Annotated in this window: 17 protein-coding genes; 8 read left to right on the top strand and 9 right to left on the bottom strand. The window is 35.1% G+C overall.

Features of this window, described 5'->3' with window-relative positions; all coding sequences use genetic code 11:
* Window position 1: 1 nt before the first annotated feature.
* From BWZ20_RS04775 to BWZ20_RS04765, 3 genes are all read right to left on the bottom strand, one after another.
* Window positions 2–358, bottom strand: coding sequence for a MauE/DoxX family redox-associated membrane protein (locus BWZ20_RS04775; RefSeq protein ID WP_076617060.1), 357 nt, complete (start codon window positions 356–358; stop codon window positions 2–4).
* Entirely contained in the window at window positions 351–1,337 is a 987-nt protein-coding gene (locus BWZ20_RS04770; protein WP_076617057.1) for a hypothetical protein, read from the bottom strand. Before BWZ20_RS04770 ends, BWZ20_RS04775 begins: the two co-directional genes overlap by 8 nt.
* 219 nt (window positions 1,338–1,556) lie before the next feature.
* Window positions 1,557–1,904, bottom strand: a complete 348-nt coding sequence (locus BWZ20_RS04765) for a DUF6249 domain-containing protein (protein WP_076617054.1) — start codon at window positions 1,902–1,904, stop codon at window positions 1,557–1,559.
* A 143-nt stretch (window positions 1,905–2,047) separates the two neighbouring features.
* On the opposite strand from BWZ20_RS04765, the gene BWZ20_RS04760 reads away from it, so the two are divergent.
* From BWZ20_RS04760 to BWZ20_RS04740, 5 genes are all read left to right on the top strand, one after another.
* Entirely contained in the window at window positions 2,048–2,614 is a 567-nt protein-coding gene (locus BWZ20_RS04760) for an RNA polymerase sigma factor (protein ID WP_076617051.1), read from the top strand.
* A gap of 3 nt (window positions 2,615–2,617) precedes the next feature.
* A complete protein-coding gene (locus BWZ20_RS04755) occupies window positions 2,618–3,022 on the top strand; it encodes a hypothetical protein (protein ID WP_076617050.1) in 405 nt (134 codons plus the stop codon).
* Between the two features lie 127 nt (window positions 3,023–3,149).
* Window positions 3,150–3,698, top strand: a complete 549-nt coding sequence (locus tag BWZ20_RS04750) for an RNA polymerase sigma factor (protein WP_076617047.1) — start codon at window positions 3,150–3,152, stop codon at window positions 3,696–3,698.
* Complete coding sequence (locus BWZ20_RS04745) at window positions 3,682–4,194, top strand: hypothetical protein (RefSeq protein WP_076617044.1); 513 nt, start codon at window positions 3,682–3,684, stop codon at window positions 4,192–4,194. The genes BWZ20_RS04750 and BWZ20_RS04745 overlap by 17 nt, the downstream gene beginning before the upstream one ends.
* Entirely contained in the window at window positions 4,178–5,335 is a 1,158-nt protein-coding gene (locus tag BWZ20_RS04740) for a hypothetical protein (protein WP_076617042.1), read from the top strand. Before BWZ20_RS04745 ends, BWZ20_RS04740 begins: the two co-directional genes overlap by 17 nt.
* Before the next feature lie 142 nt (window positions 5,336–5,477).
* Here the strand turns inward: BWZ20_RS04740 and BWZ20_RS04735 are convergent, their stop codons facing one another.
* Complete coding sequence (locus tag BWZ20_RS04735) at window positions 5,478–6,053, bottom strand: Crp/Fnr family transcriptional regulator (protein WP_083677151.1); 576 nt, start codon at window positions 6,051–6,053, stop codon at window positions 5,478–5,480.
* 161 nt (window positions 6,054–6,214) lie between these two features.
* On the bottom strand, window positions 6,215–7,867 hold the full coding sequence (locus BWZ20_RS04730) for a serine hydrolase (RefSeq protein WP_076617040.1): 1,653 nt from the start codon (window positions 7,865–7,867) through the stop codon (window positions 6,215–6,217).
* Window positions 7,868–8,235: 368 nt separating this feature from the next.
* Between BWZ20_RS04730 and BWZ20_RS04725 the strand changes: the two genes are divergently transcribed.
* Complete coding sequence (locus BWZ20_RS04725) at window positions 8,236–14,235, top strand: choice-of-anchor Q domain-containing protein (RefSeq protein ID WP_076617037.1); 6,000 nt, start codon at window positions 8,236–8,238, stop codon at window positions 14,233–14,235.
* A 120-nt stretch (window positions 14,236–14,355) separates the two neighbouring features.
* On the opposite strand, the gene htpG is transcribed toward BWZ20_RS04725, so the two are convergent.
* A complete protein-coding gene (htpG, locus tag BWZ20_RS04720) occupies window positions 14,356–16,263 on the bottom strand; it encodes a molecular chaperone HtpG (protein ID WP_076617034.1) in 1,908 nt (635 codons plus the stop codon).
* Between the two features lie 393 nt (window positions 16,264–16,656).
* Window positions 16,657–19,098 (bottom strand): alpha/beta hydrolase family protein, encoded by a 2,442-nt coding sequence (locus BWZ20_RS04715; protein ID WP_076617031.1) that lies wholly within the window; start codon window positions 19,096–19,098, stop codon window positions 16,657–16,659.
* A gap of 181 nt (window positions 19,099–19,279) precedes the next feature.
* Here BWZ20_RS04715 and BWZ20_RS04710 point away from each other — a divergent pair, with 181 nt between their 5' ends.
* A complete protein-coding gene (locus tag BWZ20_RS04710; protein WP_076617028.1) occupies window positions 19,280–20,290 on the top strand; it encodes a 3-oxoacyl-ACP synthase III family protein in 1,011 nt (336 codons plus the stop codon).
* 389 nt (window positions 20,291–20,679) lie between these two features.
* Here BWZ20_RS04710 and BWZ20_RS04705 read toward each other — a convergent pair whose 3' ends face one another.
* Window positions 20,680–23,139 (bottom strand): TonB-dependent receptor domain-containing protein, encoded by a 2,460-nt coding sequence (locus tag BWZ20_RS04705; RefSeq protein WP_076617025.1) that lies wholly within the window; start codon window positions 23,137–23,139, stop codon window positions 20,680–20,682.
* 101 nt (window positions 23,140–23,240) lie between these two features.
* On the opposite strand from BWZ20_RS04705, the gene BWZ20_RS04700 reads away from it, so the two are divergent.
* On the top strand, window positions 23,241–23,603 hold the full coding sequence (locus BWZ20_RS04700; RefSeq protein WP_076617022.1) for a CoA-binding protein: 363 nt from the start codon (window positions 23,241–23,243) through the stop codon (window positions 23,601–23,603).
* Here BWZ20_RS04700 and BWZ20_RS04695 read toward each other — a convergent pair whose 3' ends face one another.
* Window positions 23,604–24,932: a vanadium-dependent haloperoxidase gene (locus BWZ20_RS04695; protein ID WP_076617018.1), complete on the bottom strand. Its 1,329-nt coding sequence runs from the start codon at window positions 24,930–24,932 to the stop codon at window positions 23,604–23,606.

Genomic DNA, 24,932 nt, shown 5'->3' with positions numbered 1-24,932 from the left:
TTCAATTCAAATAAACCCAAGCCCAATACATCAATAAAAATTGAAGTGGAATTCTTAAAATTAATATCCAATTTGGTATGCCTGCAGAAGCTTTTTCACTAGATAACATATAAAAATGAACTAACAGAAATACAACTAGCATTGCTATGATACCATAAATAGCAAATGCTCTAGTTTCTGAGAATAATAGAGCAACTCCCAAAACAATTTCGGCAATACCACTCAGCAGCACAAGAAATTTGTGGTTTGGTAAGTATCTTGGCATGATACGCATATACATTTTGGGTTTAACAAAGTGCATAAGGCCTGCCAGAATGTACATGCCAGCCATAATGTATAGTCCAATTGGGTTATTCATCTTTAAATATTTTATAGGTTATGCCAATGCCGTAATTAAAAAGATTTTTGTCGAGTAAGCTAGATTTAAAACCGTTGCCTTTATCGAATTTTACCCAATTATTACCATTTATAAAAATACGTTTTATGTAAGTGTTTTTACTTTCAATCTCATCAGTAAAGGGTAGAAGTGGTCTAAAATTGGTCGGAATTTTTACTGTACCAGTTTTAGTTTTTATTTCCTTGTATTTCTTGTTTGGTAAAAGTTTGCCTTCTTTATTGGTGTAGCCCATCACTTGAATGGATACAAAAAAACCATCTTTTGGAATATAAATATCGTAGTCTTCAACATTCAACTCATAAGCATCTCCGTTTTTTTCTGTAGCTCTAAAAACTATAGTTTCATAAGTAAGTACTTTACCAGGTTTACCATTGTCATTGGCATAAAATTGTACCTTAAATAAGGTTGAAAATTTCTTTTTATCACTATTGGCGCGTTTTCGCTTTTTCCAATCTTTAGACTCTAAAGCAATAGGAAATGTAACACTGGTTAATTTTTGGTCTTGCTCTGAAGATTTAGAAAAATATACTGCAATCTCAGACGCTATAGTTGGTAGCCAACAGTTGTAATAATCGTCATCGAGATATGGTTTTAAAGTTTCTTCTTTAAATTTTCGATTTAGTTTGGTGCTAAGTACTACTTCATCTAAGGCATCGGCTTGAGGCTGTAATAACAATTGGTTAGATAAATTTTCTGTAGCAATGTTGAGGTTTTTAAAACCTATTGCAGAAATATATAGCGAGTCTACATCTGGATATATTTTTTTGTTGAAAAAAAATATACCATCATCATCTGCAAAAATACCTTGGCCATTTCCAAATGATATGGTTGCATAGCTAACGGGAGTTTGTGAAATACTATCTAAGACTTTGATTTGAGAAAAGCTTACGTAGCATCCAAAAACGATAGAAAGTAAGGTTATATAAAATTTGGAACTCATAGATTATAAAGATGCTGAAATAAATTCAGCACTACAAATAATTAAATGAATTGTATTAAAATAGGCTGTCTAAAAAGTCAGTGTTTTGTCAATCTGAACTCGTTTCAGATTCTAAAACAAACTAAAAATCTGCTTATTAAGATTCTGAAATAAATTCAGAATGACAGATTTTAGACTTTTTAGACTGCCTCTATCGATTGGTTGATTGATTGATGAATTTTATTCTGAATCCAAAGCTTTCTTAGTTTGTGTATAGCCCACATACAAACCAATACCAGCCATTAAGAATATCATTGAAGGATATACTGCATCATCATCTAGTACAGTATAAGTGTCTAAAATGTTGGCAATAAATACGCCTAAACCTATACCCATTAATAGAAATGCTAAGTTTAGTACTATAACTTTCCATGAAGACCCAGAGCGCTTGCCAATATTAAATATACTGGCATCTGCTCCTTTTTCTATAAGTGCAAGACGTTCTTTGTTTCTGGTAGAAAAGTATAGGTATACCATTCCAAAAATAGCTGCAAAAAGACTGATAGGTATTAATATTTCTTCGTCCATGATGTTTGTTTTTTAATTGATTAATTTTATTTGTTTCATAGCTTATGACGACATGGTTTTAATTTAGGTTACAGTTTTTGCAAAAAAAATTTTTTCAAAAATAAGTGTAACCTATTGTATCTAAGCGTCGTCTTAATTACAAAATGACCACCAACGACGAAAACATATTAATTACTGCTATTAAAAATGGCGATACTAAGGCATATGCACAATTAGTAGATCGTTATAAGGATTTGGTGTATACATTAGCCTTGCGCATGTTAAAGCATAGAGAAGAGGCAGAGGAAGTGGCGCAAGATACGTTCATTAAGGTGTTTAAGTCTTTAGACAAGTTTAAAGGAGATTCAAAATTCTCTACTTGGATATATAGAGTTGCCTATAATACATGCTTGGATACAATTAAAAAGAATAAAAAGCATCTCAATAATGTAGCTATAGATGAATTTACATATAATAAATTAGATACTATAGATAATGCATTAGACAATATTATTAAAGAGGAAAAATGTGATTTGATAAAGAAATGTATTAGCAAATTACCGGAAGACAGTAGTGCCTTATTAACGTTATTTTATTTTGAAGAATTATCTTTAGATGAAATATCAAAAATTATAAATATTGAAGCCAATACGGTAAAAGTGAAGCTTTTTAGAGCCCGAAAAAAATTGGCCGTAATTTTAGAACAGTATTTTCAACCCAAAACAGCTTGAAAGATGGAAAATGAAGATAAAAGAATAGAGGATTTAATCAATAAGTTGATGGCTAATGACAGTTTAGAAACTGCTCCAACAAACTTTACTGAAGGTGTAATGTCTAAAATTGAAGCACTTTCTGAAACTAAAACTATTGTTTATAAACCACTAATTCCTAAATATGTTTGGTGGTTGTTAGGTTTCGGTTTTGTGGCTTTGATTGTAAATATTGTTTTAAATAAATCTAGTGATTCTTCAAGCCTTACAGACCGTTATAATTTGCCAGAAGTATCTTTTGATTTACTCAATAAATTGTCTGTAGATTTTTCAAATACGTTAATGTACGCTACAGTATTACTGGCTGTAATGGTAGCGATTCAAATTCCATTGCTAAAACAGTATTGCGATCAGAAACTATCATATTAGTATTATAACTACATATTAAATGCGAAAAAGAGAATTCAAAAAAATAGATTGAGTTCTTTTTTTGTTTACGAATGAAACCCTAATCAATTTTCTCCGTTTTTAAATACAAAGACGCTAACCAATAGTAATGCATCAGCAAATAAACAAATTAATACGAGCATGTAAAAAAGGTAATCAAGTTGCGCAAATGCGGCTTTACGATCAATATTGCGATGCCATGTTTACAGTAGCAAGTAGATATCTCAATAATGATGAAGACGCCAAAGATGCTATGCAAGAAGGGTTTTTAAAAGCATTTACGAATTTAGATAAATATAAGCCAGAATACACTTTTGGAGCATGGCTAAAGCGGATTGTTATCAATCAGTGCTTAGATGTTTTAAGGCAAAGAAAGATTGAATTTTCAGAAGTAATAGTTTCAGAATTACAAATAACTAATGAAGATAATTGGGATTTTGATAGCAACATCAGTAAAAAAGACATATTAAATGCCATAGAGCAACTCAACGAAAAACATAAAATAGTTATAAAGCTTTACCTCATTGATGGATATGACCATGGTGAAATTTCAGAAATATTAGATATACCAGTAAAAACATCCAGAACACATCTTAGAAGGGGTAAATTAAAATTACAAGAACTCTTAAAACCAAAGTACAATGAAGCAAGATATTAGAGATTTATTTAGGGAGGAAGAGGACTTAAAAACACCTCCAGAAAATCATAGAAGTGAGTTTTTAGATAAGTTGAAAAAACAGAGCCAATCTAAAAAAGTGGGTTATACATGGTTAAAAATTGCGGCAGTCGTCATTATAACATTAGCTGTAGGTTTTACATTACTTTACAGACAGCCAACAGAAAATGTGGCACCAATAGTAGCACAAGTAGAAGCCGTGGAAGCTGAGTATTTAAAAGAAATTAATGCCGAGTGGCAAAACTTTGTAGCCATAGCAGAAGATGAGGTTTTGGTAGAACGTTTTAAGAAAAAACTAGATGAGTTAGATGCAGATTATAAGAATATTTCAATTCAATTTAGAGCCAATCCTAATAACCTTGAAATCGTAGAACTTTTAATAGACAATCTACAAACACGATCTCAGATACTTAAAGATATTCAAGAACATATCAAAATTTTAAATCAAAATAACGAACAGTATGAAAAATCAATTTAAAATCTTGTTACTGATGCTCATCACCTCAGTAATAGGTAACACTCAGGTAAAGGAAATTTTTAAGAAAAGTTATAATGCTGAAGATTTAAAAACTATTAACCTTCAGCTTAATGGAACCTATGTAGAGTTTTCATTATCTGAAGACGATAGAGTCTATTTTGATTATACAATTGAGTTTGAAAACTATTCAAAAAAAGAGGTAGAAAGTAAGCTTAATGAGATTAAAACTGAGGCATCAATAAAAGATGGTGTGTTAGAGTTTAAAACAGGAGGAAGTGAAGCAAAAAGTGATGTGTCTTACAGTTTAGAGACACTTTACGGTATTACTTTTGAAGGCGATTTTATAAATTTCAAAGAAAAATCTAACCGAGTGTTTAGAAAATCTAAGCAGTATTTTTTAGCAATAAATAGTAGTTCTAGAGGGAAAAGCCTTAAGGAGTATTTAAAGAATTTACGAGAAGTAGATAAGAAAGGAAACAAGAAAAAAATCAACACCAAAAATGTAAAGATTTTAAGAACAAAGTTTTCTATAAAACTACCTCCAGAAATTAAGCTTCGAGTAATGGCCGAAAACTCTAATTTAATCTTTAAAGATGATATCAAAAACCAATTGGTTTTTAATACCAGAACTACAAAACTTAAGTTTCAAAGTATCCAAAACCCATTGAATATTCTAGACGTTGCAAACGGGAGTTTTAGAGCAAATTTTTTAGAAGGAGGAAACTACAAATTTACACATGTTGATGAGGTACAAGTAGCGCAATTGAAAAAAGTAGATATAGATACTGAATTTAGTAGTGTTAAAGTTGGTGAAATAGCTGAAAATGTGAGGATTGTTGACTTCAATAGTAAATTTTGGTTTCATAATTTTTCACAAAACTTTAAAGCGTTCCAGATGGCATCAGATTATTCCGAAATCAATCTGTTTTTTCCTGAAAAGTCCGAATACTTCATCGAAACGTTTGGCTATAATACTGTGCATAATTGGGCAAAATTAATCACGGAGATTCCGCCAAGCCGTAAAAAAGAGCATTCTAAAATGATGGAGATCGGAGACAAAAAAAATCCTAACAAAATAAAAATTGATATAACCAACGGTATCATAAGATTTGGTGAGGATTTTATTGATTTAGATCAATAAAAAAAAGCGCAGATTTCTTTAACCTGCGCTTTTTGGCTATTAATCCTTAGGGAATAATTAAGATATTGTTAGGGTTGCTTAATTTAAGATTAATACAGCAATAAAAAATTGATGTATGTTAATAAATATTAGAGGTGATTTATTAGATTTCTTTTCTGATTCTGCTAAGGCTTTCAGTAGTAATTCCTAAAAAAGACGCGATATGGTAGTTTTTTAGATATTTTTCTATTTTAGGATAAGTCACCATAAAATCAATGTAGCGTTCTTTAGCAGATTTAGAAATGCCTGCTAATATTCTTTTTTGAAAAGCAGCAAAAGCTTTCTCTAATTTTTCTCTAAAAAAGCGATCTATTTTAGGAATTTGTTGGTATAAATATTCCTTATCCCTTCTGCTTATCTTATACAGGGTCGAATCTTCAAGAGCCTCAACAGTAAGTATCGCTTTTTCACCAGAAAAAAATGCTGTAAAGTCGCTCATCCACCAATCTTTTATCCCAAATTGAATGGTGTATTCTTTCCCTTGCTTGTCTGTATGAAAGGCTCTTAAACAGCCGTCCACAATGTAATATTGTGATTCCACGTTATTACCAGGCCTAATAAGAATATCACCCTTTTTAACAATAACTTTATGAAAAACAGATTCTATGAGTTTTATTTCGTCTTCAGAAAACGTCAGACCTTTGAAGATTTCTTTGATTTTAGAATGATATGATTTCACCTTTTTTTTAGTAGATAATTGCTTGAAATTAAATAAAAGAACAACTAAAAACTGTAAAATTCGATATTTGAAAAATAAAGGAAGTTAAAATGTTTCTTTCTATAAGAAAAAAACCACTTAGAAGTTTTCTAAGTGGTTTATATTTTTACGAAGCGTTATTGCTATTCAATTTTTTTGGCGATCGTTTCTTGTCCTCCTTGATACAGTGTAAAACTTTCTACTTTTTCCGAAGCATTTTTATTAAACACTACCTTTAAGGCTGTGACTTTTGCAAAAAATGTAGTTTCATTTTCAGCAAAAAGCTGAAATTGGCCTTGTCCTGTGGCTTGTGCATAAATGTCATTTCCTTTTACGGTAATAACAACATTAAAGTTTGGTGCCAATTCGTAAGTGCCTACATATTTGTTTAAAATATCTACGGATAAGGTAACTGCTTCTTTTTCTTTTGGCATTGCTTTGTCTGTTTCAATGCCTTTAATTTCTTCATCTGCTATAAAAATCACTTCTTTTTTCCCCTTTTTATTTAAAGAGAATTTATATTCTATAGCTCCATCAGGAAACATAAATCGGTTTTCAGACAACGGATAGATGTCAAAAACGGTATTGGTTTCGGATTCTCTCATACTTTTTAATGCTCCATCCTTAAAGAATATATGTCTTATGGCACCATCTTCAAACTCATAAGCACTAACCCATTTTTTTAGTTGATCTTCGTTTAATTGTACTACATCCTTCATCGTAGGGAATGGTTTACCAATGGCAGCAGCAGCCAATTGTGTAGTTACAGAGCCAATATCATTGCAGCTACAATTGCTTAATCCAATAACATAAACATCTTCGTCTATCAAATAAATACCGTCTGTTGAGGTTCCAAAAATACCACCACTATGCGTATAACCTTTAGAACCCTTAAGTGTTAGTTCGCCTAATCCGTAGCCGTAATCAATGTGTTCGCCATTATTTAATTCAGAACCATTAATTGCTTTTTGTAATGAAGATGCTTTTATCAATGTGTTATTTGCTAAGGCATTTTGCCATTTTAGCATATCGTCGATTGTTGAAGTAAGTGCACCTGCTGCATGTGGTAAAGACATACTAAGGTAACTTGCATTAATATAACCGTTGTCTGTTTCTTCATAAGGCATAGCTCTGTTTTTAATAAGTTTGCTGTGACTACCATACTGTGATGCTGTCATGCCTAAGGGTTGAAAAATATGGTTGTCTATAAAATCGGCATAGGTTTTACCAGATACTACCTCTATGATTTTACCGAGTAACACATAACCAGAATTATTATAACTATAGGCGTCACCAGGATCAAAATCCATGGGTTCGTTTTTAAAATAATCTATAAGCTCATCTAAGGTTTTGTCTTGTCTGGCGACCTGTCTTAGATCTCCTATACTCGTGTAGCTTTTAATACCAGAGGTGTGGTTAAGAAGATGATGTACTGTTATAGTTTTGCCTTGGGTGGGATAATCTGGAATAAACTTAGTAATAGGATCATTTAAACTTAACTTTCCCTGTTCTTCTAACATTAAAATAGCAACTGCCGTAAATTGCTTAGTTATGGATGCCAGCATAAATACATTTTCAGGAATCATATCTACACCTAATTCTAAGTTAGATTTACCAACAGCTTTTCTGTAAATCGGTTTCCCGTTTTTTGCAACCAAAATCGTTGCTCCAGGTGCATTAGAATCATTGTAATATTGGGCTACAATGTCATCGAATTTTTGGGTTAAATTTTGATCTTGGGCTGTTGTAAAAAGGAAGCTACATACAACAATAAGGAGTGAAATCTTTGTTTTCATTGAATAGTTTGATTGATTGTTACTTTAATAAGACGATGTCTCAGATTTAAAGTTACAAAAAAACAACTTAGGATTTTCTAAATGGTTTGTATTATTAGGAATACCGAGTTAAGGTCAGTAAGCAACACTCACAAAGAATATTTCATCTTGTGTCTTATTTAAAGGTGAAAAATTAATCGCATTGTAGATGCGCGAGAATTGCGAAAAAAAAATCAACTATCCATTGTCGATTAAATCGACCTTCTGCTTGTTAAAAATATGTTAAAATCAATCAATTTATAAAACCGGCTAATGCATAATATCGTAAAGATTATGCCTCACATTTTATTTACAACAAGCATTAATCGTTCAATTCTAAAATCCATCAAATGAAACACAAAATTACTCTTATTGCTGTATTCATAGCAATACTTCATTCATCCTTATCATTTGCCCAACTTGTTACTAGCGGCGCAGATGATGGAACCGACGGAACACTGCGAAATGAAATTGCAGATACACCCGCTGGTGGTACAATTACATTTGCACCGTCAGTATTAACAGTAACTTTAAACAGCGAATTGTTAATAGATAAAGATTTAACAATAAACGGAACAGCCATTACAACCGTAACTATCGATGCAAATAATAATGGAAGAGCCTTAAATATCACAGCAGGTAATGTTACGCTAAATGATTTAACAATTACAAATGGTTTAGCGTTTGATGGTGGTGGTATTTATATGACCAACGCAACAGTAACAATCAATAATTCAGTTATAACCAATAATATTGCCAACGGAATAGGCTCTCCTGCCGGATCAGGTGGAGGTATCTTTAACGACGTTGGTGGAGTATTGGTGATTAATAATTCTGAAATTTCAAACAACATAGCTAATAGAGCTGGAGGAGGTATCGAAGATAAAACAGGTACGGGCTTGGCAACCACTTTAAACAATGTAGATTTAATAAATAACAATGCAGGTGTTATGCCAGCTACCGCAGCACCTGGAAATGGTGGTGGAATTCATGTGTCTAGCAATGGCTCTGTAAATATCACAGGTGGTACCGCAACAGGAAATATTGCAGCGCTTGAAGGTGGCGCACTTTGGAATGGCTTTGGGACAATGACTGTTGATGGCATGACTATATCCAATAACGACGCTCAAGGTAATGAAGCCGATACAGGTGGCGGTGGAATTTATAACAACGGAGGTGCTTTAATTGTCACGGCAGCTACAACAATTATAAACAATACAGCTTCCGGAACTTTAGGTTCTGGCGGTGGAATATTTTCATTATCACCAGGTACCTTAAGTATTGATGGTTTAACAATAGAAAACAATACCGCTAACAGAGCAGGAGGTGGAATTGAAATAGCAAGTAGTAGTGGTGAAACTTACACATTTAATAATGTTAGTTTAATAGGAAACATAGTAAACGGACCAGCACCAGGAAATGGTGGTGGATTCCATATTACGGGTCCTGGAGACGTAGTTTACAATGGTGGAACCGTTTCAAATAATGTCGCTTTTGAAGGTGGTGGACTTTGGAATAGTGTTGGCGATATGTCTATAAACGGAACAACGATAACAGGAAATACCGCAAATGGTAATGCTACAGGTGGAGGAGGATTGTTCAATAATGGAGGAACACTAAATGTTGATGCTGCAACAACGTTAACAGGAAACATAGCAATGGCTGCCACACCAGGTGGTCGTGGTGGTGGTATTTTTAATACAACTGGAGGAACACTAAATCTTGCACCAGAATTGAGTATATCAGGAAACTATGCAAGTAGAGCTGGTGGTGCTATTGAAGATGCTTCTGGTGGAACCTTAACGTTGGACAATGTAACGCTTTCTGGTAACTCAGCAGGTTCAGACATTGGTTTGGGCACTATGGCAAATCCAGGAAATGGTGGTGGAATTCACCTTTCAGGAACAACAAATGCTAACATACAAAATAGTAATATCGATTCTAATACCGCAGCCTCAGAAGGAGGTGGGCTTTGGAATAACCTAGGAACAATGACCGTTACAGGAACGATTTTAAACCTTAACGTTGCTGAAGGTGATGCTGCCGATACTGGAGGTGGAGGCATCTTCAATAATGGAGGAACTTTAAACGTAAATGGAAGCACAAGTATCACTAATAACAGTGCAATAGGTACTGCTGGTTCTGGTGGTGGTGTTTTTAGTACAGATGGTGCTGTAACCTTAGATGGTATTACGATTACAAATAACGATGCAGTAAGAGCTGGTGGTGGTATTGAAGCCATCGATGGTACGCTTACAATTACAGGAGTAACTTTAAATGTAAATACTACAGGTGCATCACCAGGAAATGGTGGTGGACTTCATATTACAGGAAATGCAGATGCCATGATTACAGGTGGAACAGTAAACCTTAATACGGCTGCCAGAGAAGGTGGTGGATTATGGAATGGTTTAGGAACAATGACTGTAACAGGAACTACGATTGATGGCAATATTGCAAGTGGTGCTGGCGCTGACGATGGTGGTGGAGGTATTTTTAATAACGGAGGTACATTAAATGTAGAAACTGGTACAACGTTAAGCAATAATGTTGCTGACGGAGCTGCTGGTTCAGGGGGTGGTTTATTAAGTATTGGAGGCACTGTAACTGTTACAGGTGCATCCATCGTAGTAAATCGTGCAAATAGAGCTGGTGGTGGAATTGAACTTGCTGGCGGCACTTTAAACTTGGTGGATACAACATTAAATTCCAATAACGCTGGTGTTGCACCTGCTGTAGCTTCACCAGGTTCTGGTGGAGGTCTGCATGTTACAGGTTCTGCAACAACAAATATTACAGGAGGAACAACAAATAGTAACATAGCTGCCAATGAAGGCGGTGGGCTTTGGAACGGTTCTGGAGTTATGACCATAATAGATCATTCTATTAATAGTAATGTGGCTTCAGGTAATGATGCCATGACGCCAGGCGCTGCTGGTGGTGGTGGAATCTATAATGAAGGTGGTACTGTAAATATTTCAGGTACTACAGCAATCGTAAATAATATTGCTGATGGTGCACAATCTACAGGTGGTGGTATTTTAAATGCTTCAGGTGCGTTAACTGCCAATGGCACTACAATTGTAGATAACCAATCTAATAGAGCCGGTGGTGGAATTGAAACAAACGGGACGGGTTCAGTGACCTTAACTAATGTGGTTTTAAATTCTAACGATACAGGTGTTGTAACTGGTGCTGGTGCTCCTGGTAATGGTGGTGGACTGCACGTTAGCGGAAGTGGAACAGTAGATGTTACTGGTAGTACAATTAATGAAAATACAGCCGCTTCCGAAGGTGGTGGATTATGGAACGGCTCAGGGACTATGACGGTCGACTCTTCAACTTTAGTTGGAAATGATGCCCAGGGAGATGGTGCTGATAATGGTGGTGGAGCTCTGTTTAATAACGGTGGAATATTAATCGTTCAAAACAATACAACAATTAATGGAAATACGGCTACTGGAACTGCTGGTTCTGGTGGAGGCATTCAAAATGTTGATGGTGGAATAGTAAATGTTTCAGATTCATTTATCATATTAAATACAGCAAACAGAGCTGGTGGCGGAATTGAAGACAATTCAACCAACGCTGTTGGTACAATTACATTGACTAATGTTAGTTTGAATGAAAATTCAGTAGGAAGTGCGCCAGGAAATGGTGGAGGGTTCCATATTACAGGCCCTGGAAATGCTGCAATTACTGGAGGTACTGTAAATAATAATTTTGCTGCTGCTGAAGGTGGTGGATTATGGAACGGAACTGGAACGATGACGGTTGATGGAACAATAATAGACAACAACACTGCTAGTGGAGCATCTGCTGATCAAGGCGGTGGAGGTATCTTTAATGCAGGAGGAACTGTAATAGTTCAGGGTGGCACCGTAATTACAAATAACAATGCTGATGGAGCTGCTGGTTCTGGTGGTGGAATCTTAAATGATATGGGAACTTTAACCGTAATTAATTCTCAAGTGAACAACAACACAGCTGTGAGAGCTGGCGGTGGTATTGAGGTAGCATCAGGTGGAGGTATGAATACCTTAACCAATGTGACTTTAAATGGAAACAGTACAGGATCTGCGCCAGGAAATGGTGGAGGACTCCATATAACAGGTAGTGATAATTCTATGATTACTGGAGGAACAGTCAATGGAAATACAGCTGCTTCAGAAGGTGGAGGGCTTTGGAATGGTTCAGGAATTATGACTGTAGATGGCGTTAATATTGAAAACAATACAGCTAGTGGAGCTACTGCCGATAATGGTGGTGGAGGTATCTTCAATAATGGAGGCACTCTCATAGTTCAAAATGGAACAATTATCACAAGTAATCTGGCTGATGGAGCTGCTGGTTCTGGTGGTGGAATTCAAAATGTTGATGGTGGTTCTGTATCAGTATCAGATTCATCGGTAACAGGAAATACGTCCAATAGAGCTGGTGGTGGAATTGAAGACAATTCAACCAACGGTATAGGTACGATTACTTTGGTCAACGTTGTATTAGATAACAATACAACAGGTGCAACACCAGGAAATGGTGGCGGACTTCATATCACAGGTCCTGGTAATGCCACAGTTACTGGAGGTACAGTAAATGGAAACATTGCTGCGCTAGAAGGTGGTGGTTTATGGAATGGCTCTGGTACAATGACAGTTAACGGCACAACAATAGATAATAACACAGCTAGTGGAGCTGCTGCCAATGAAGGTGGTGGAGGTATCTTTAATGCAGGAGGAACTGTCATCGTTCAAGGTGGCAGTGTAATTACAAATAACAATGCTGATGGAGCTGCTGGTTCAGGAGGTGGAATCTTAAATGATATGGGAACTTTAACCGTAATTAATTCTCAAGTGAACAACAACACAGCTGTGAGAGCTGGTGGTGGAATTGAAGATAACTCAGTTATGGGTGGTTTATTGACTTTAACAAATACCACACTTTCTGGAAACACTACAGGTGCAGCACCAGGAAACGGTGGTGGACTTCATATTACTGGCCCTGGTGATTCTAATATTACAGGAGGTCTTGTGTCTATGAATAATGCTTCTAGAGAAGGTGGTGGCTTATGGAATGGTTCAGGTGTTATGACAATAGATGCAGTTATTATCGATTCAAATACAGCTTTAGGGTCAAGTGCAGATGATGGTGGTGCTGGAATCTTTAATAATGGTGGAACACTAAATGTTACTAACGGAACAATTGTATCTAATAATATTGCTTCGGGTGCGTCGGCTTCGGGTGGTGGTCTATTAAGTACTACTGGAGATGTTACAATTACGGATTCCACATTTGATGCCAACTCAGCTAATAGAGCTGGTGGTGCTATTGAATTGATAGATGGTAATTTAATGTTTATGAATTCCATAATGTCTAATAATGATGTTGACGGTGGTGCAGGAACTGCAAATCCTGGAAACGGAGGTGGATTTCATGTGACGGGAACATCTGGTTTAATTACAATTTCAACAAGTACAATAACTGGAAATTCTGCTGCAAACGAAGGTGGCGGCTTATGGAATCAGAACGGAACAGTGATGACTGTTTCAGAAACAACCATAGATAATAATTCAGCTAGTAGTGGAGCGGGAATCTATAACAATACCGGAGCAATCACTACCGTAATGACGAGTACAATCTCAGGAAACGTATCTAGTGGATCTGGTGGAGGAGCTCGTAACGATGGTGCAACATTAGAATTTAATGCAGTAACTATTGTAAATAATACCGCATTAGGAAACGGTGGTGGTGTTTATGCTGCTAACAATGTGGCTTTTAAAAACAGTATAGTTGCTTTAAACACAGGTGCAAACGGAAATGATGTATTTGGTACTTTAACATCTAACGATTATAATTTAATCGGAACAGATGATTTAGGAGTATTCACACCTCAAGCCAATGATATAGAAGGTGCTGATCCGGTTATTGGACCATTACAAGATAATGGAGGTACAACTCTAACACATCAATTATTAAATGGTTCTCCAGCCTTTGATGCTGGTGATCCTGTGGATACTTTTTTAGATCAAATAGGACAGCCATTGTTTGGCACTTCTAGAGATATTGGTGCGTTTGAGTCGCAAATAGCACTATCTATAGATGAATTTAACAATCTTTCAGCTTTGAGTATTTATCCTAATCCAACTAAAGGACAGTTTAATATTGTAATTGATGAAAGCTTTACTGACGAGGTAAACGTTGAGATAATATCTACAACTGGCAAATTGGTTAGGGCTTTATCCATCGGAAACGGTATTAACCAAATAGATATTGGTGGGATAGCTTCAGGTATTTATCTCATAAAGATAAGTTCACTGAGATCAACTAAAACATATAAACTAATCCTTGATTAATGGCAGTTTATTAACCCAAATTTTAAAATAAAAAAGACCATCATTATTGATGGTCTTTTTCTTTACAGCTATATTTTACGTTGTTACGATATATAGATATGGAATTGTTAATGCAATTAATTATTTTATCATCTCGTAGCTGCGTTTAATGAAGTTTGTTAACTCTTCACCTTTAAGTAAGCCTTGCGATAAACGTGCTAAGTCCAAACTCTGATTAATTAAGCGTTCTTGCTTTTTCTTGGTCTTTGTGTTTAGAATTTCATTAACTAAGTCGTGATTGGTATTTACGATTAAGTTATACATCTCTGGCATATTGCCCATACCAAACATACCACCACCAGTTTGTTGCATCTCTTTCATTCTGCGCATAAACTCTGGTTGTGTAATCATAAATGGAGACGCATTGCTATCCATAGCCTCTAATTGTACCATGAACTTTTCTGATGGCACAACTTCTTTTAAAAGCTCATCTAGCTTTGTTTTCTCATCGTCAGATAACTTAGAAATTGTAGTATCGTCTTTTTTGATAAGGTTATCAATATGATCTGCATCTACACGCGCAAAAGAAATATTTTCTTTTGTGGTTTCTAACTTTTGCATTAAGTGACTTACGATTGGAGAATCTAATAATAATACTTCGTAATCTTTATCTTTAGCTGCTTGTATGTAAGCATGCTGCTCATCTTTATTAGACGCGTAAAGAATCACCATTTTATCATCCTTATCAGTCTGCTTAGCTTTAATAGCATTGGTTAATTCTTCAAAGGTGAAGTATTTACCATCAACCGTTGGATATAAAGCAAAAGCATCAGCTTTCTCAAAGAACTTTTCTTCAGAAAGCATTCCGTATTCAATAACAATTTTAATGTCGTCCCATTTCTTTTCGAAATCTTCACGGTTACTATTGAACAATGATTTTAACTTATCAGCAACCTTACGTGTTATGTAAGATGAAATCTTTTTTACTGCACCATCAGCCTGTAAATAACTGCGCGAAACGTTTAATGGAATGTCTGGCGAATCGATAACACCTCTCAACATAGTTAAGAATTCGGGTACGATACCTTCTACATTATCGGTTACAAAAACTTGGTTTTGATACAGTTGAATTTTATCTTTTTGAATATTAAGATCATTCGTCATCTTTGGGAAATACAAGATTCCTGTTAAGTTAAACGGATAATCTACATTAAGATGAATGTGGAAAAGCGGCTCTTCAAACTGCATTGGGTACAGCTCTCTGTAGAAGTTTTTGTAATCTTGGTCCTCTAAGTCTGCAGGTTGTTTTGTCCATGCAGGATTAGGGTTATTGATAATATCGTCTACAGTAATTTTTTTGTGAGGCTCAGTCGTTTCTTTTCCGTCTTTGTCCTTGGTTGTTTTTGGTGTAAAATCTGGGTCGTTAATTTCCTTAGTTCCAAATTTAATCGGAATTGGCATAAACTTGTTGTACTTGGTCAACAGCTCACGAATTCTTCCGTCTTCCAAAAACTCTTCTTCACCTTCAGCAATATGAAGGATAATTTCTGTACCTCTTTCGGTTTTATCCGCTTCTTCCAGAGTAAATTCAGGAGAACCGTCACACGTCCAATGCGCAGCAGGTGCATCTGTGTGGGATTTTGTAATGATTTCTACTTTGTCTGCTACCATAAACGCAGAGTAGAACCCGAGACCAAAATGTCCAATAATACCAGCATCTTTTGCCGAATCTTCATATTTGTTTAAGAATTCTTCGGCACCAGAAAATGCGACTTGGTTAATGTATTTTTTAACCTCTTCGGCTGTCATACCCAAACCTTGGTCTATAATATGAAGCTTTTTACCTTCCTTATCAATCTTAACTTCGATTTTTGGCTCTCCGTAATCAACTTTAGATTCGCCAATACTAGTTAGGTGCTTTAGTTTTAAGGTTGCATCAGTTGCGTTACTGATGAGCTCACGTAAAAAGATTTCGTGATCTGAGTACAAGAATTTTTTAATTAACGGAAAGATATTTTCTACCGATACATTAATACTTCCTTTTGCCATTGTATTTTAAGTTTAATGTCAGTTCGAGTTGAGACGAAGTCGAAGCACTTCGACAAGCTTAGCAGAGCTATTGAGAACTTCTCGATACATTTCAAAATATATTCGAAACACTCGAAATGACGTTATTAGTCAATTTATTTCTGAACAGCAATGTTCAAATAAAATACCAATTGAACAATTATGACAAGATGGCATAAAAAAAATGTTGCATGAGAAGTAAAACGTTATGTCATTCTGAACTTGTTTAAGAATCTTTAATGATTGACGTTCAAATAATAATTAAACGCTGAAATACATTCAGCGCGACAAATCGAGTTTTTCACGCAAACTCTTTAAGGTATAAAAAAAGCCGTTCTATCTAGAACGGCTTTTTATGTAGCTATAAGAAGATTTTTAGTCTTTAATCATTTCTGCTTTTTCAATTTTTTCTTCTTTCTTTTTTCTGTTTTTTACGTGCTTTTCTAACCATTGGTCTTGTTCCCAAAGCATATGCATTATAGACTCTTTTGCTCTGTATCCATGACTTTCTTTTGGTAACATTACCAATCTTACTGGTGCACCTAAGCCTTTTAAGGCATTGAAGTAACGCTCACTTTGTAATGGGTATGTACCAGAATTGTTATCAGCTACACCATGAATCAATAGGAGCGGAGTCTTCATTTTATCGGCATGCATAAAAGGTGACATGTTATAATAGATTTCTGGTGCTTCCCAGTAGCTTCGCTCTTCACTTTGAAAGCCAAATGGTGTTAAGGTTCTGTTATATGCGCCACTTCTGGCAATTCCTGCTGCAAACAAATCAGAATGCGATAATAGATTAGCTGTCATAAAAGCACCATAACTATGACCACCTACGGCAACTTTATCTCTATCTATATATCCTAGATTGTCTACCGCATCGATTGCTGCTTTTCCGTTTGCTACTAATTGTGTTCTAAAGGAATCATTTGGCTCTTCGTCTCCTTCGCCTACAATAGGGAAAGCGGCATCATCTAAAACAACATAGCCTTTGGTTACCCAATAAATCGGTGAGCCCCAATATGGATATACAAACTCATTTGGATTTGAAGTGCTTTGCGAGGCACTCGCTTTATCCTTATATTCACGAGGATAAGCCCATAAAATCATAGGATATTTTTCACCTTCTTTATAATCTAAAGGTAAGTAGAGCGTTCCTTCTAAATCTAATCCATCATCGCGTTTGTAACTAATAACACGTTTATCAACATTTTCGAGACTCTTAAACGGATTTTCAAAAGCTGTGATTGGAGTTAAATTGTCCTTTTTAATGTTTCTGATGTAATAATTTGGGTATTCAGTTTTAGATTCAATGCGCACAAGGATTTCTCCTTTTTTCATGTCTATAGCATCATACAAGCTTTCTAATTTATCGGTGTATTCAGATTGGTAAAGACGATTTGTTTTTCCTGAATTGATATTATACTCATCAATAAACGGAAACTGACCTTTTTCGGAATAACCATCTCCCATTAAATAGAGTTTATTACCATTCATGGTTAAGGTGTAACGACCATATTCATTTTTTGAAGTGATAAAATTTCCTGGATCACTGTAAACATCTTGATAGTTGCGATCTGAAATAATTTTTGAATCACCATTAGAAGGATTAAATAAATAGGTTTTTAAGTTTCTTGTATTCCACCAATAATCAAAAGCAATTGCATTATTTTCATTTCCCCATTGTATACCAGAAAAACGCTGCTTAGTCTTTAGAATTTCTTTTGGTTTGCCATTAAATGGTGCATCTAACTGATACACCACATCTCTGTAATCTACTTTTACTTCAGGGTCACCATTATCTAGTGCTTCTGCCCAAACTAAAGTTGCTGGTTTATCTCCACGCCATTGCATACTCCGCTTACCCATTCTTGTAGCCATAAAACCTTTTGGTCTTACTTCGTCTAACGGAACGTCGTTTACACTTTTTATCATTTTACCATTAACGTCGTAAATAATGCTTTCATAAGGAAACCTGGTGTAGGTAACAATATAAGAGAATGGACGCTTTACTTTAGTAACCATTATATAATTACCATCTGGCGAAAAACTTACACCACGATACATATCTGCTCCTAAAAAATCCTCTACAGTACCTGTAATGGACACCTTTTTAATTTCAGATCGTGCTAACTGTTCAAAATTAAACTCGTCATTAGGAGTTTTTAATAAATCTTGATAGGTTCTGTTTTGCGCTTTAGCGCCATCGCTTACAGAAACTGTTGGTCCTGTTGGTACAGCAGTTGCGGTGTCTATGAGATCTTTTCTGTCACTTGGCAACATTTTAACTAAAAGATGTTTGTTGTCTTTAAACCAGCTTATTGTGCTTCTCATATTGGCATTAACGTTGGCGTCTGTTAGTTTGGTAACCTTAGCCTGTGCTATATCAAGCACCCAGACCTCTACACCTTTGGTTGTGGTATTAAGGCAGGCAATCATGGTTTCGTCTGGTGACCAGCTAAAACCAGAAAGACGCGCGTTTTCTGGTAATCCTGAAACTTGTGTAGCTTCTTTGTCCTTAATCTTTTTAACCTTAAGATTGGTATAATAGTTAGTTCTACTACCAATATTAGTTACCGGATTAATCCTTAAACCAGCAAGTCTTAATTCGGTTTCTGACAATTCTTCTATTGATTTGTATTGGTTACGATAAAGCAAAACCATACGTTCACCTTTACTGTCTATTTGTACTCCTGGTGCTAATTCTACATCAGCTAATTCCAAAATTTCTTCTGAGGGTTGTTGGTAGGTAAGACTTTGTTGTGCATAACCACTTACTAAAAAGCAGCATACTAATACTTTGATTAAAAATTTCATGTTTTTTGATAATTGATTAGAGCTCTCAAGATACTTAAAATCGATTTTGATGAATGTAAGAGGACTGTTAAATTTAAGTGGATTGTAACCGAATCGATTCGTTTGTTATGCATGCATAACGAATAGACGTTAGTTTCTTTAGAAATGGGTTAAATTTGTCGTTCAAACTTATGATGTTAACATGTATAATTCTAGAATAACAGGTTTAGGAAAGTACGTCCCTGAAAACGTAGTGACCAATGACGATTTAAAACAATGGATGGATACCAGTGACGAGTGGATACAAGAGCGTACTGGAATAAAAGAGCGTCGATGGATAGACCCAAAAACAAGTGATGATACCACATCAATAATGGGAGCCAAAGCAGCCAAAATTGCTATAAAACGTGCAGGTTTAACTAAAGATGATATTGATTTTATCATTTTTGCAACTTTAAGTCCAGATATGTATTTTCCTGGTGGTGGAGTACGTGTACAAGAATTGTTAGAAATGGATACTATAGGTGCTTTAGATGTCCGTAATCAATGTTCTGGTTTTATTTATGGCTTGTCTGTTGCAGATCAGTTTATTAAAACAGGTATGTATAAAAATATACTGGTCATTGGTAGTGAAAATCATTCTGGTGGTCTAGAGCGTTCAACACGAGGTAGAGGAGTTACGGTTATTTTTGGAGATGGCGCAGGTGCAGTTGTACTAAGTAGAGAAGAAGATAACAGCAAAGGTGTTTTATCTACACACTTACATTCTGAAGGCAAACATGCTAAAGAGCTTGCCTTAGAAGGTCCCAGTACTGGCCGTTGGGTTGATGCTATTATGGAAGAAAACGACCCAGACGATGTGTCTTATTATCCTTATATGAATGGCCAATTTGTATTTAAGCATGCAGTGGTACGTTTTAGTGAAGCGATTATTGAAGGCTTAACGGCTAATAATTTGCAAAAGGAAGATATTGATATGTTGATTCCGCACCAAGCCAATTTACGTATCTCTCAGTTTATACAGAAGAAGTTTGGTCTTAGTGACGACCGAGTTTATAATAATATTATGCGCTACGGAAACACCACGGCAGCCTCCATACCAATAGCTTTAACTGAAGCATGGGAAGAAGGCAAAATAAAAGAAGGTGATAACGTCGTCTTAGCAGCCTTTGGTAGTGGTTTTACTTGGGGAAGCGCTATTATAAAATGGTAAAACTTAAAGTTTGACTTTTTATCAAACTATTACAATAGAGTCATCATAAAAAAAGCCCAAACAACCTAAAATTGTCTGGGCTTTTCAGCTATTAACCAATTTAACTAACACTCAATTATAAAATTTAAAAAAATCTTATAACAACTATTACTTAAAACTTATCTCACATACTTAGACGTATAACGCTTCGTTTTATTTCAAAGATTAACATATTTAACGTGTTTTTAACAAAAACCCTGAGCGGTATAAAACCGTCAGGGCTTTTTCATTTAACAGTTAAACATTAACACTAACCATCAACTATTTATGCCAACTATTAAATGTAAAGTTGTTTTCTGTTTATAAAGACGTCTTAAAATACAATATGTGACAGCTATTATTGTTAATTTTTATATAAAACCTCCACCATCAGACTTTACATCATTATCTCTTTGTTTACGAGACTTTGCTCTGTATTTGCCACCACCAAAGCGGTACGATAATCCTGCAAAAACGGTTCGGCTTTCCCAGTTAAAGTTTCCAAACTGAGGGAATGGTCTATCTCCTTCAAACTTAAACTGCATGGTATTAAAAATATCATTAAAATTAAGACTAAAGGTTGCTCTGTTGTCTTCCAGGAAATTATAGCGCATCCCAACATTGACAAAGGCAAATACATCTTGTGTAAACTGCACTCCTTTATTTCGCCCTCTGTAAAGACCAAATAATGAAAATGAAAGCGATTCGTTAACTCTAAAATTGTTGAACAATCTAAAATTCCAAATGACGTTATCTACTTTAACTTCTTCTCTTATAATATCATTTACCGTTGCAATATCTGTAGGTACGTCTAAGCGTTCAGAAATGCTTCTTTGAGTTTGACCAAATAAATCGAAACTACCATTAACACTCCACCATTTAAAGAATTTGTAATTTCCATTAACTTCTATACCGTAAGCTGAGGTATTATCAAAATTATCGAACGTTAAAATAATACGGTTTAAATCGGCAGGATCTATAAAAACAGCGCGGTTTATTTCGTCATTTATAATACGATAAAATACACCTCCGGTTAGACTGCCTTTTTCTAGATTTCTGGTATGATTTAGCTCAAACGAATTGGTAAACTGAGGTAAAAGTTCTTGATTTCCAAAAGAAGAAATTAACGGAGTATTCCACTCTGGTAAGGGATTGACTTGCCCAATGCCTGGTCGGTCAATACGTCTGCTGTAACTAAACTGAAATGTATTTTTTTCTGATGCATTATATGTAATAAAGGCTGAAGGATAAAACTCTGTATAATCGTTCTCAAAAGGAATAAATAAACTTGAGTTATCACTTAGGTTAGTTTGTAAGGCTTCAGACTCTACATTTACAGTCTCGGCGCGTAGACCTAATTGCATGGACCATTTTTCGAAAGATTTGCTATAAGTAGCATAGGCAGAGTAAATGTTTCGGGAATAATCAAAGTTAATGTCTGCTGGAAAAGAGTTACCATTTTCATCTCTTAATCTGGCATCAGAAAAATAATCGATTTTATTATCAAAAAGGCGTGTTTGTAAACCAAATTCTAGCTTTGATTTTTCAGACAACGGATTAACGTAATCTAAATTGATTGTTGTTCGTGTGCGTTCAATAAGGTTGTCTTCAATAAAATCGGTTTGTAAAACAAAATTATTGTCGTTGAAGGATTCACCATCAAAAATATTATGATCTACCTCAAGCTCTATGTTGTGCCCTTCTTTATCAAAATCCAATTTATAGTTAAAATTATATTGCTGCGAATCATTTTCGTTTTCGTTTAAATTATTCTGAAACTCATTACTGCTAGCATCAACAAAACGTATAGCGGTAGTGCCAAAAGTGTCACCTTCAAAGATGTTTTGATTTGTAAAAAGGGAGAGCGTATTTTTTTCATTAATATAATAATCAAAACCTACCTTGTATAAATGAGAAGTGCCTCGATTTAAAAAATTGAATAGTTGAATAGAGCCATCATTAGTTCGGTTAACGTTTCCGTAGTTTTCATTCCTGTTAATATTATTACCATAGTTGCCAAAAAAGTTAAGTTTTCCATTTCTGTAATTCATATCAATAGAACTATTAAATTTTGGTGTTTCCTGATATGCTAAACCAAAGGTTAGATTACCGTTAAAACCTACATTAACATTTTTGTGTAAAATAATATTGATGATGCCGCTTAACCCATCAGGGTTGTATTTTGCTGATGGATTAGTGATTAATTCAATTTGTTTTATTGAAGTAGAAGGTATTTGGCGCAACAATTGTGCTGCCGATATGTTAGTGAGCTTGCCATCTACCATAACTTGCACGTTTTGGTTACCGCGTAAGCTTATATCTCCTGTTTGCTGATCTACATTAACAGATGGTAAGTTGTTCATAATGTCACTAGCTGTTGGTCCAGAGGTTGTTAGATCTTTGCCAACGGTAATTACTTTTCTATCTACTTTTTGTTGAATGGTAGAGGTTTCTGCAACTACTGTAACTTCATCTAGACTTTCAGAATCTTCTTCTAAAAAAATGTCTCCCATCTTAATATTGTAGTTACCGTTTCCGATAGTTTCATTTTTTAAGATGGTTTTATATCCTATGAATGTAATTTCTACTTGTATAGAACCTTCCGGAATTTTCTCGATAGTGAAGTTTCCTTCATTATCGGTAATACCACCTGTAAGAACTTTACTTGTAGCATCTTTTATAACAATATTTACATAAGGTAATGGTTCGTTAAGACCAGCATCTAGTACACGACCAGATATAGAACCGTTTTTAATATCTTTGTTGGAATTGGGTTGAGCGCTTAAAATGGCTGATGAGGCCAAAATAAGCAATAGTAAGAACTGCTTCATTTTTTGATTGAATTTTGATTGATTGATAGTTTCTTTATGTCTAGACGACTATTTTTACATCATGTTACTTTAATTAACACTACTTAACATCTTTTTAACATATGAGTAAAAAAACATTGGTTCTTGGTGCGTCTTTAAAAGCAGACCGATATTCTAATATTGCAGTTAATAGGTTGAGGCAGAAAAACCACGACGTTGTGGCTTTTGGTTTAAAGCAAGGAGCGATAAATGATGTTGTGATAGACACGGGTTTAAAAGCTTATGAAGACTTAGATACTATTACCTTATATCTTAATCCTAAACATCAAGAGGCTTATTACGACTATATTTTAGATCTAAGACCTAAGCGCGTAATTTTTAATCCGGGAACAGAAAATCCAGAACTTTATAAGATTCTAAGAGCGAATAATATTGAATTTGAAGTGGCTTGTACTTTGGTTTTATTAGCTACTAATCAGTACTAGTTATTTTATAAAGCTGACTTTGTCGTTAACTAATGTGCCTACTTTGATACCTTGATCGATTCCGACCTCTACAGCTGCTCTGTAGTGAATACTACCGTACATTCTACTCATAGCAGCTTCTTGTGCTGCTAGTCTAAAGGACTGAAATTGACGCATTGGTAATCCATATGGAAGCTCTGTCGTATCATTAAAAGCAAAGTCATCGCCAAAAATTGATGTTAATACTTCAGAAGACGCACCTGATACTACCGAATGTCCGCTTGTATATTCAGGAAAAGGTGGTGTTTGTAAAATAGGTGTCCATTCGGTGTCTATGTATCTGTTTATCAGTGTTTCGGGTCTAATAAGATTACTTCTGTATTTTTCGTCCCAACAACTTATAAAAGCATCAGCGATAGCAATAGATGTTTTGGTGTATGCATATACTGTTTTTTCGAAGTCCGAGTTGGTTTCTTTACAAGCAATTTTGCAGATGCCTATCCAATGTGCACCTGGTGTTATTTTCTTTTCAGCAAACATAAAATGACCTTTGTTTACAGAAACGAAAGGGTTGCAGTCCCAAAAACGAGCAATTTGAATTTCTTCACTTTCATCACCTTTTTCTCTTATATCATTAGTGATATTGTAGACTTCCATTAACTCATTATGAAACGCTGAACCTTCTTCTAGAGAAAATTCTGGATGTGGTGTGGGTTTAAATTGAGCTGCTGAGTCTAGTGCGAATGTTCTAAGCTTGTTCCAGTGTGGTTCTATACCTTTCATGTAGGCAGGAGGAGTAGGTTCCCATTGTGAGGGATTTTTTGTATAGATGTTGTAGTCTGGCATTGTGCGTGTTTTGGCATAATTATCAGAATTCATCCAAGTGAGTATCTGGTCAGAGATTGCTATGCCGTAATCTTTTGAATCATTAAACTCATTAGGGTTTTTGGTGTTCCAAACGGTGTATAAACTGTCTCTGTAGATGGTGATTTTTTCTTTTGAAAACACAAGCTCTTTGGCTATATTAATGTAGGCAATAATGGCAGATAGCCTTAAATTAGTGTTTGCATTGGCAGTGCCTTGTATAGTATCTAATTCTTTTAATTGTTTAGCTAAAGATTTATACGTTTTACTGTTTTGATTTAAGGTTTCGTATGCTGCGATATTGGGATACGTATATATTCTGCTTGCCACTGGAGGTGAAAAAATATCATGTACCATTACTTCTGTTAACCTATCTACTGCATTGTGGTAATCTTCTGCAGTGATAATAATAGGTTGGTCTTGTTTTTGGCAAGAAAAAAAGAAAGCAAATAAAATTGATGAAAATATAAGGGATTTTAGATTCAT

It is taken from the genome of Winogradskyella sp. J14-2, assembly GCF_001971725.1.
GTDB lineage: Bacteria > Bacteroidota > Bacteroidia > Flavobacteriales > Flavobacteriaceae > Winogradskyella.
The sequence above is the reverse complement of the archived record's forward strand: the minus strand, read 5'-3'. Positions and strand labels throughout refer to the sequence as shown.

What these genes read in the sequence shown, in the direction of transcription:
- BWZ20_RS04705 (WP_076617025.1), bottom strand. Translation starts at nt 23,139, where the DNA reads ATGAAGCAGTTCTTACTATTGCTTATTTTGGCCTCATCAGCCATTTTA.
- BWZ20_RS04725 (WP_076617037.1), top strand. Translation starts at nt 8,236, where the DNA reads ATGAAACACAAAATTACTCTTATTGCTGTATTCATAGCAATACTTCAT.
- BWZ20_RS04710 (WP_076617028.1), top strand. Translation starts at nt 19,280, where the DNA reads ATGTATAATTCTAGAATAACAGGTTTAGGAAAGTACGTCCCTGAAAAC.
- BWZ20_RS04740 (WP_076617042.1), top strand. Translation starts at nt 4,178, where the DNA reads ATGAAAAATCAATTTAAAATCTTGTTACTGATGCTCATCACCTCAGTA.
- htpG (WP_076617034.1), bottom strand. Translation starts at nt 16,263, where the DNA reads ATGGCAAAAGGAAGTATTAATGTATCGGTAGAAAATATCTTTCCGTTA.
- BWZ20_RS04715 (WP_076617031.1), bottom strand. Translation starts at nt 19,098, where the DNA reads ATGAAATTTTTAATCAAAGTATTAGTATGCTGCTTTTTAGTAAGTGGT.
- BWZ20_RS04695 (WP_076617018.1), bottom strand. Translation starts at nt 24,932, where the DNA reads ATGAATCTAAAATCCCTTATATTTTCATCAATTTTATTTGCTTTCTTT.
- BWZ20_RS04700 (WP_076617022.1), top strand. Translation starts at nt 23,241, where the DNA reads ATGAGTAAAAAAACATTGGTTCTTGGTGCGTCTTTAAAAGCAGACCGA.
- BWZ20_RS04745 (WP_076617044.1), top strand. Translation starts at nt 3,682, where the DNA reads ATGAAGCAAGATATTAGAGATTTATTTAGGGAGGAAGAGGACTTAAAA.
- BWZ20_RS04730 (WP_076617040.1), bottom strand. Translation starts at nt 7,867, where the DNA reads ATGAAAACAAAGATTTCACTCCTTATTGTTGTATGTAGCTTCCTTTTT.
- BWZ20_RS04750 (WP_076617047.1), top strand. Translation starts at nt 3,150, where the DNA reads ATGCATCAGCAAATAAACAAATTAATACGAGCATGTAAAAAAGGTAAT.
- BWZ20_RS04755 (WP_076617050.1), top strand. Translation starts at nt 2,618, where the DNA reads ATGGAAAATGAAGATAAAAGAATAGAGGATTTAATCAATAAGTTGATG.
- BWZ20_RS04760 (WP_076617051.1), top strand. Translation starts at nt 2,048, where the DNA reads ATGACCACCAACGACGAAAACATATTAATTACTGCTATTAAAAATGGC.
- BWZ20_RS04775 (WP_076617060.1), bottom strand. Translation starts at nt 358, where the DNA reads ATGAATAACCCAATTGGACTATACATTATGGCTGGCATGTACATTCTG.
- BWZ20_RS04770 (WP_076617057.1), bottom strand. Translation starts at nt 1,337, where the DNA reads ATGAGTTCCAAATTTTATATAACCTTACTTTCTATCGTTTTTGGATGC.
- BWZ20_RS04765 (WP_076617054.1), bottom strand. Translation starts at nt 1,904, where the DNA reads ATGGACGAAGAAATATTAATACCTATCAGTCTTTTTGCAGCTATTTTT.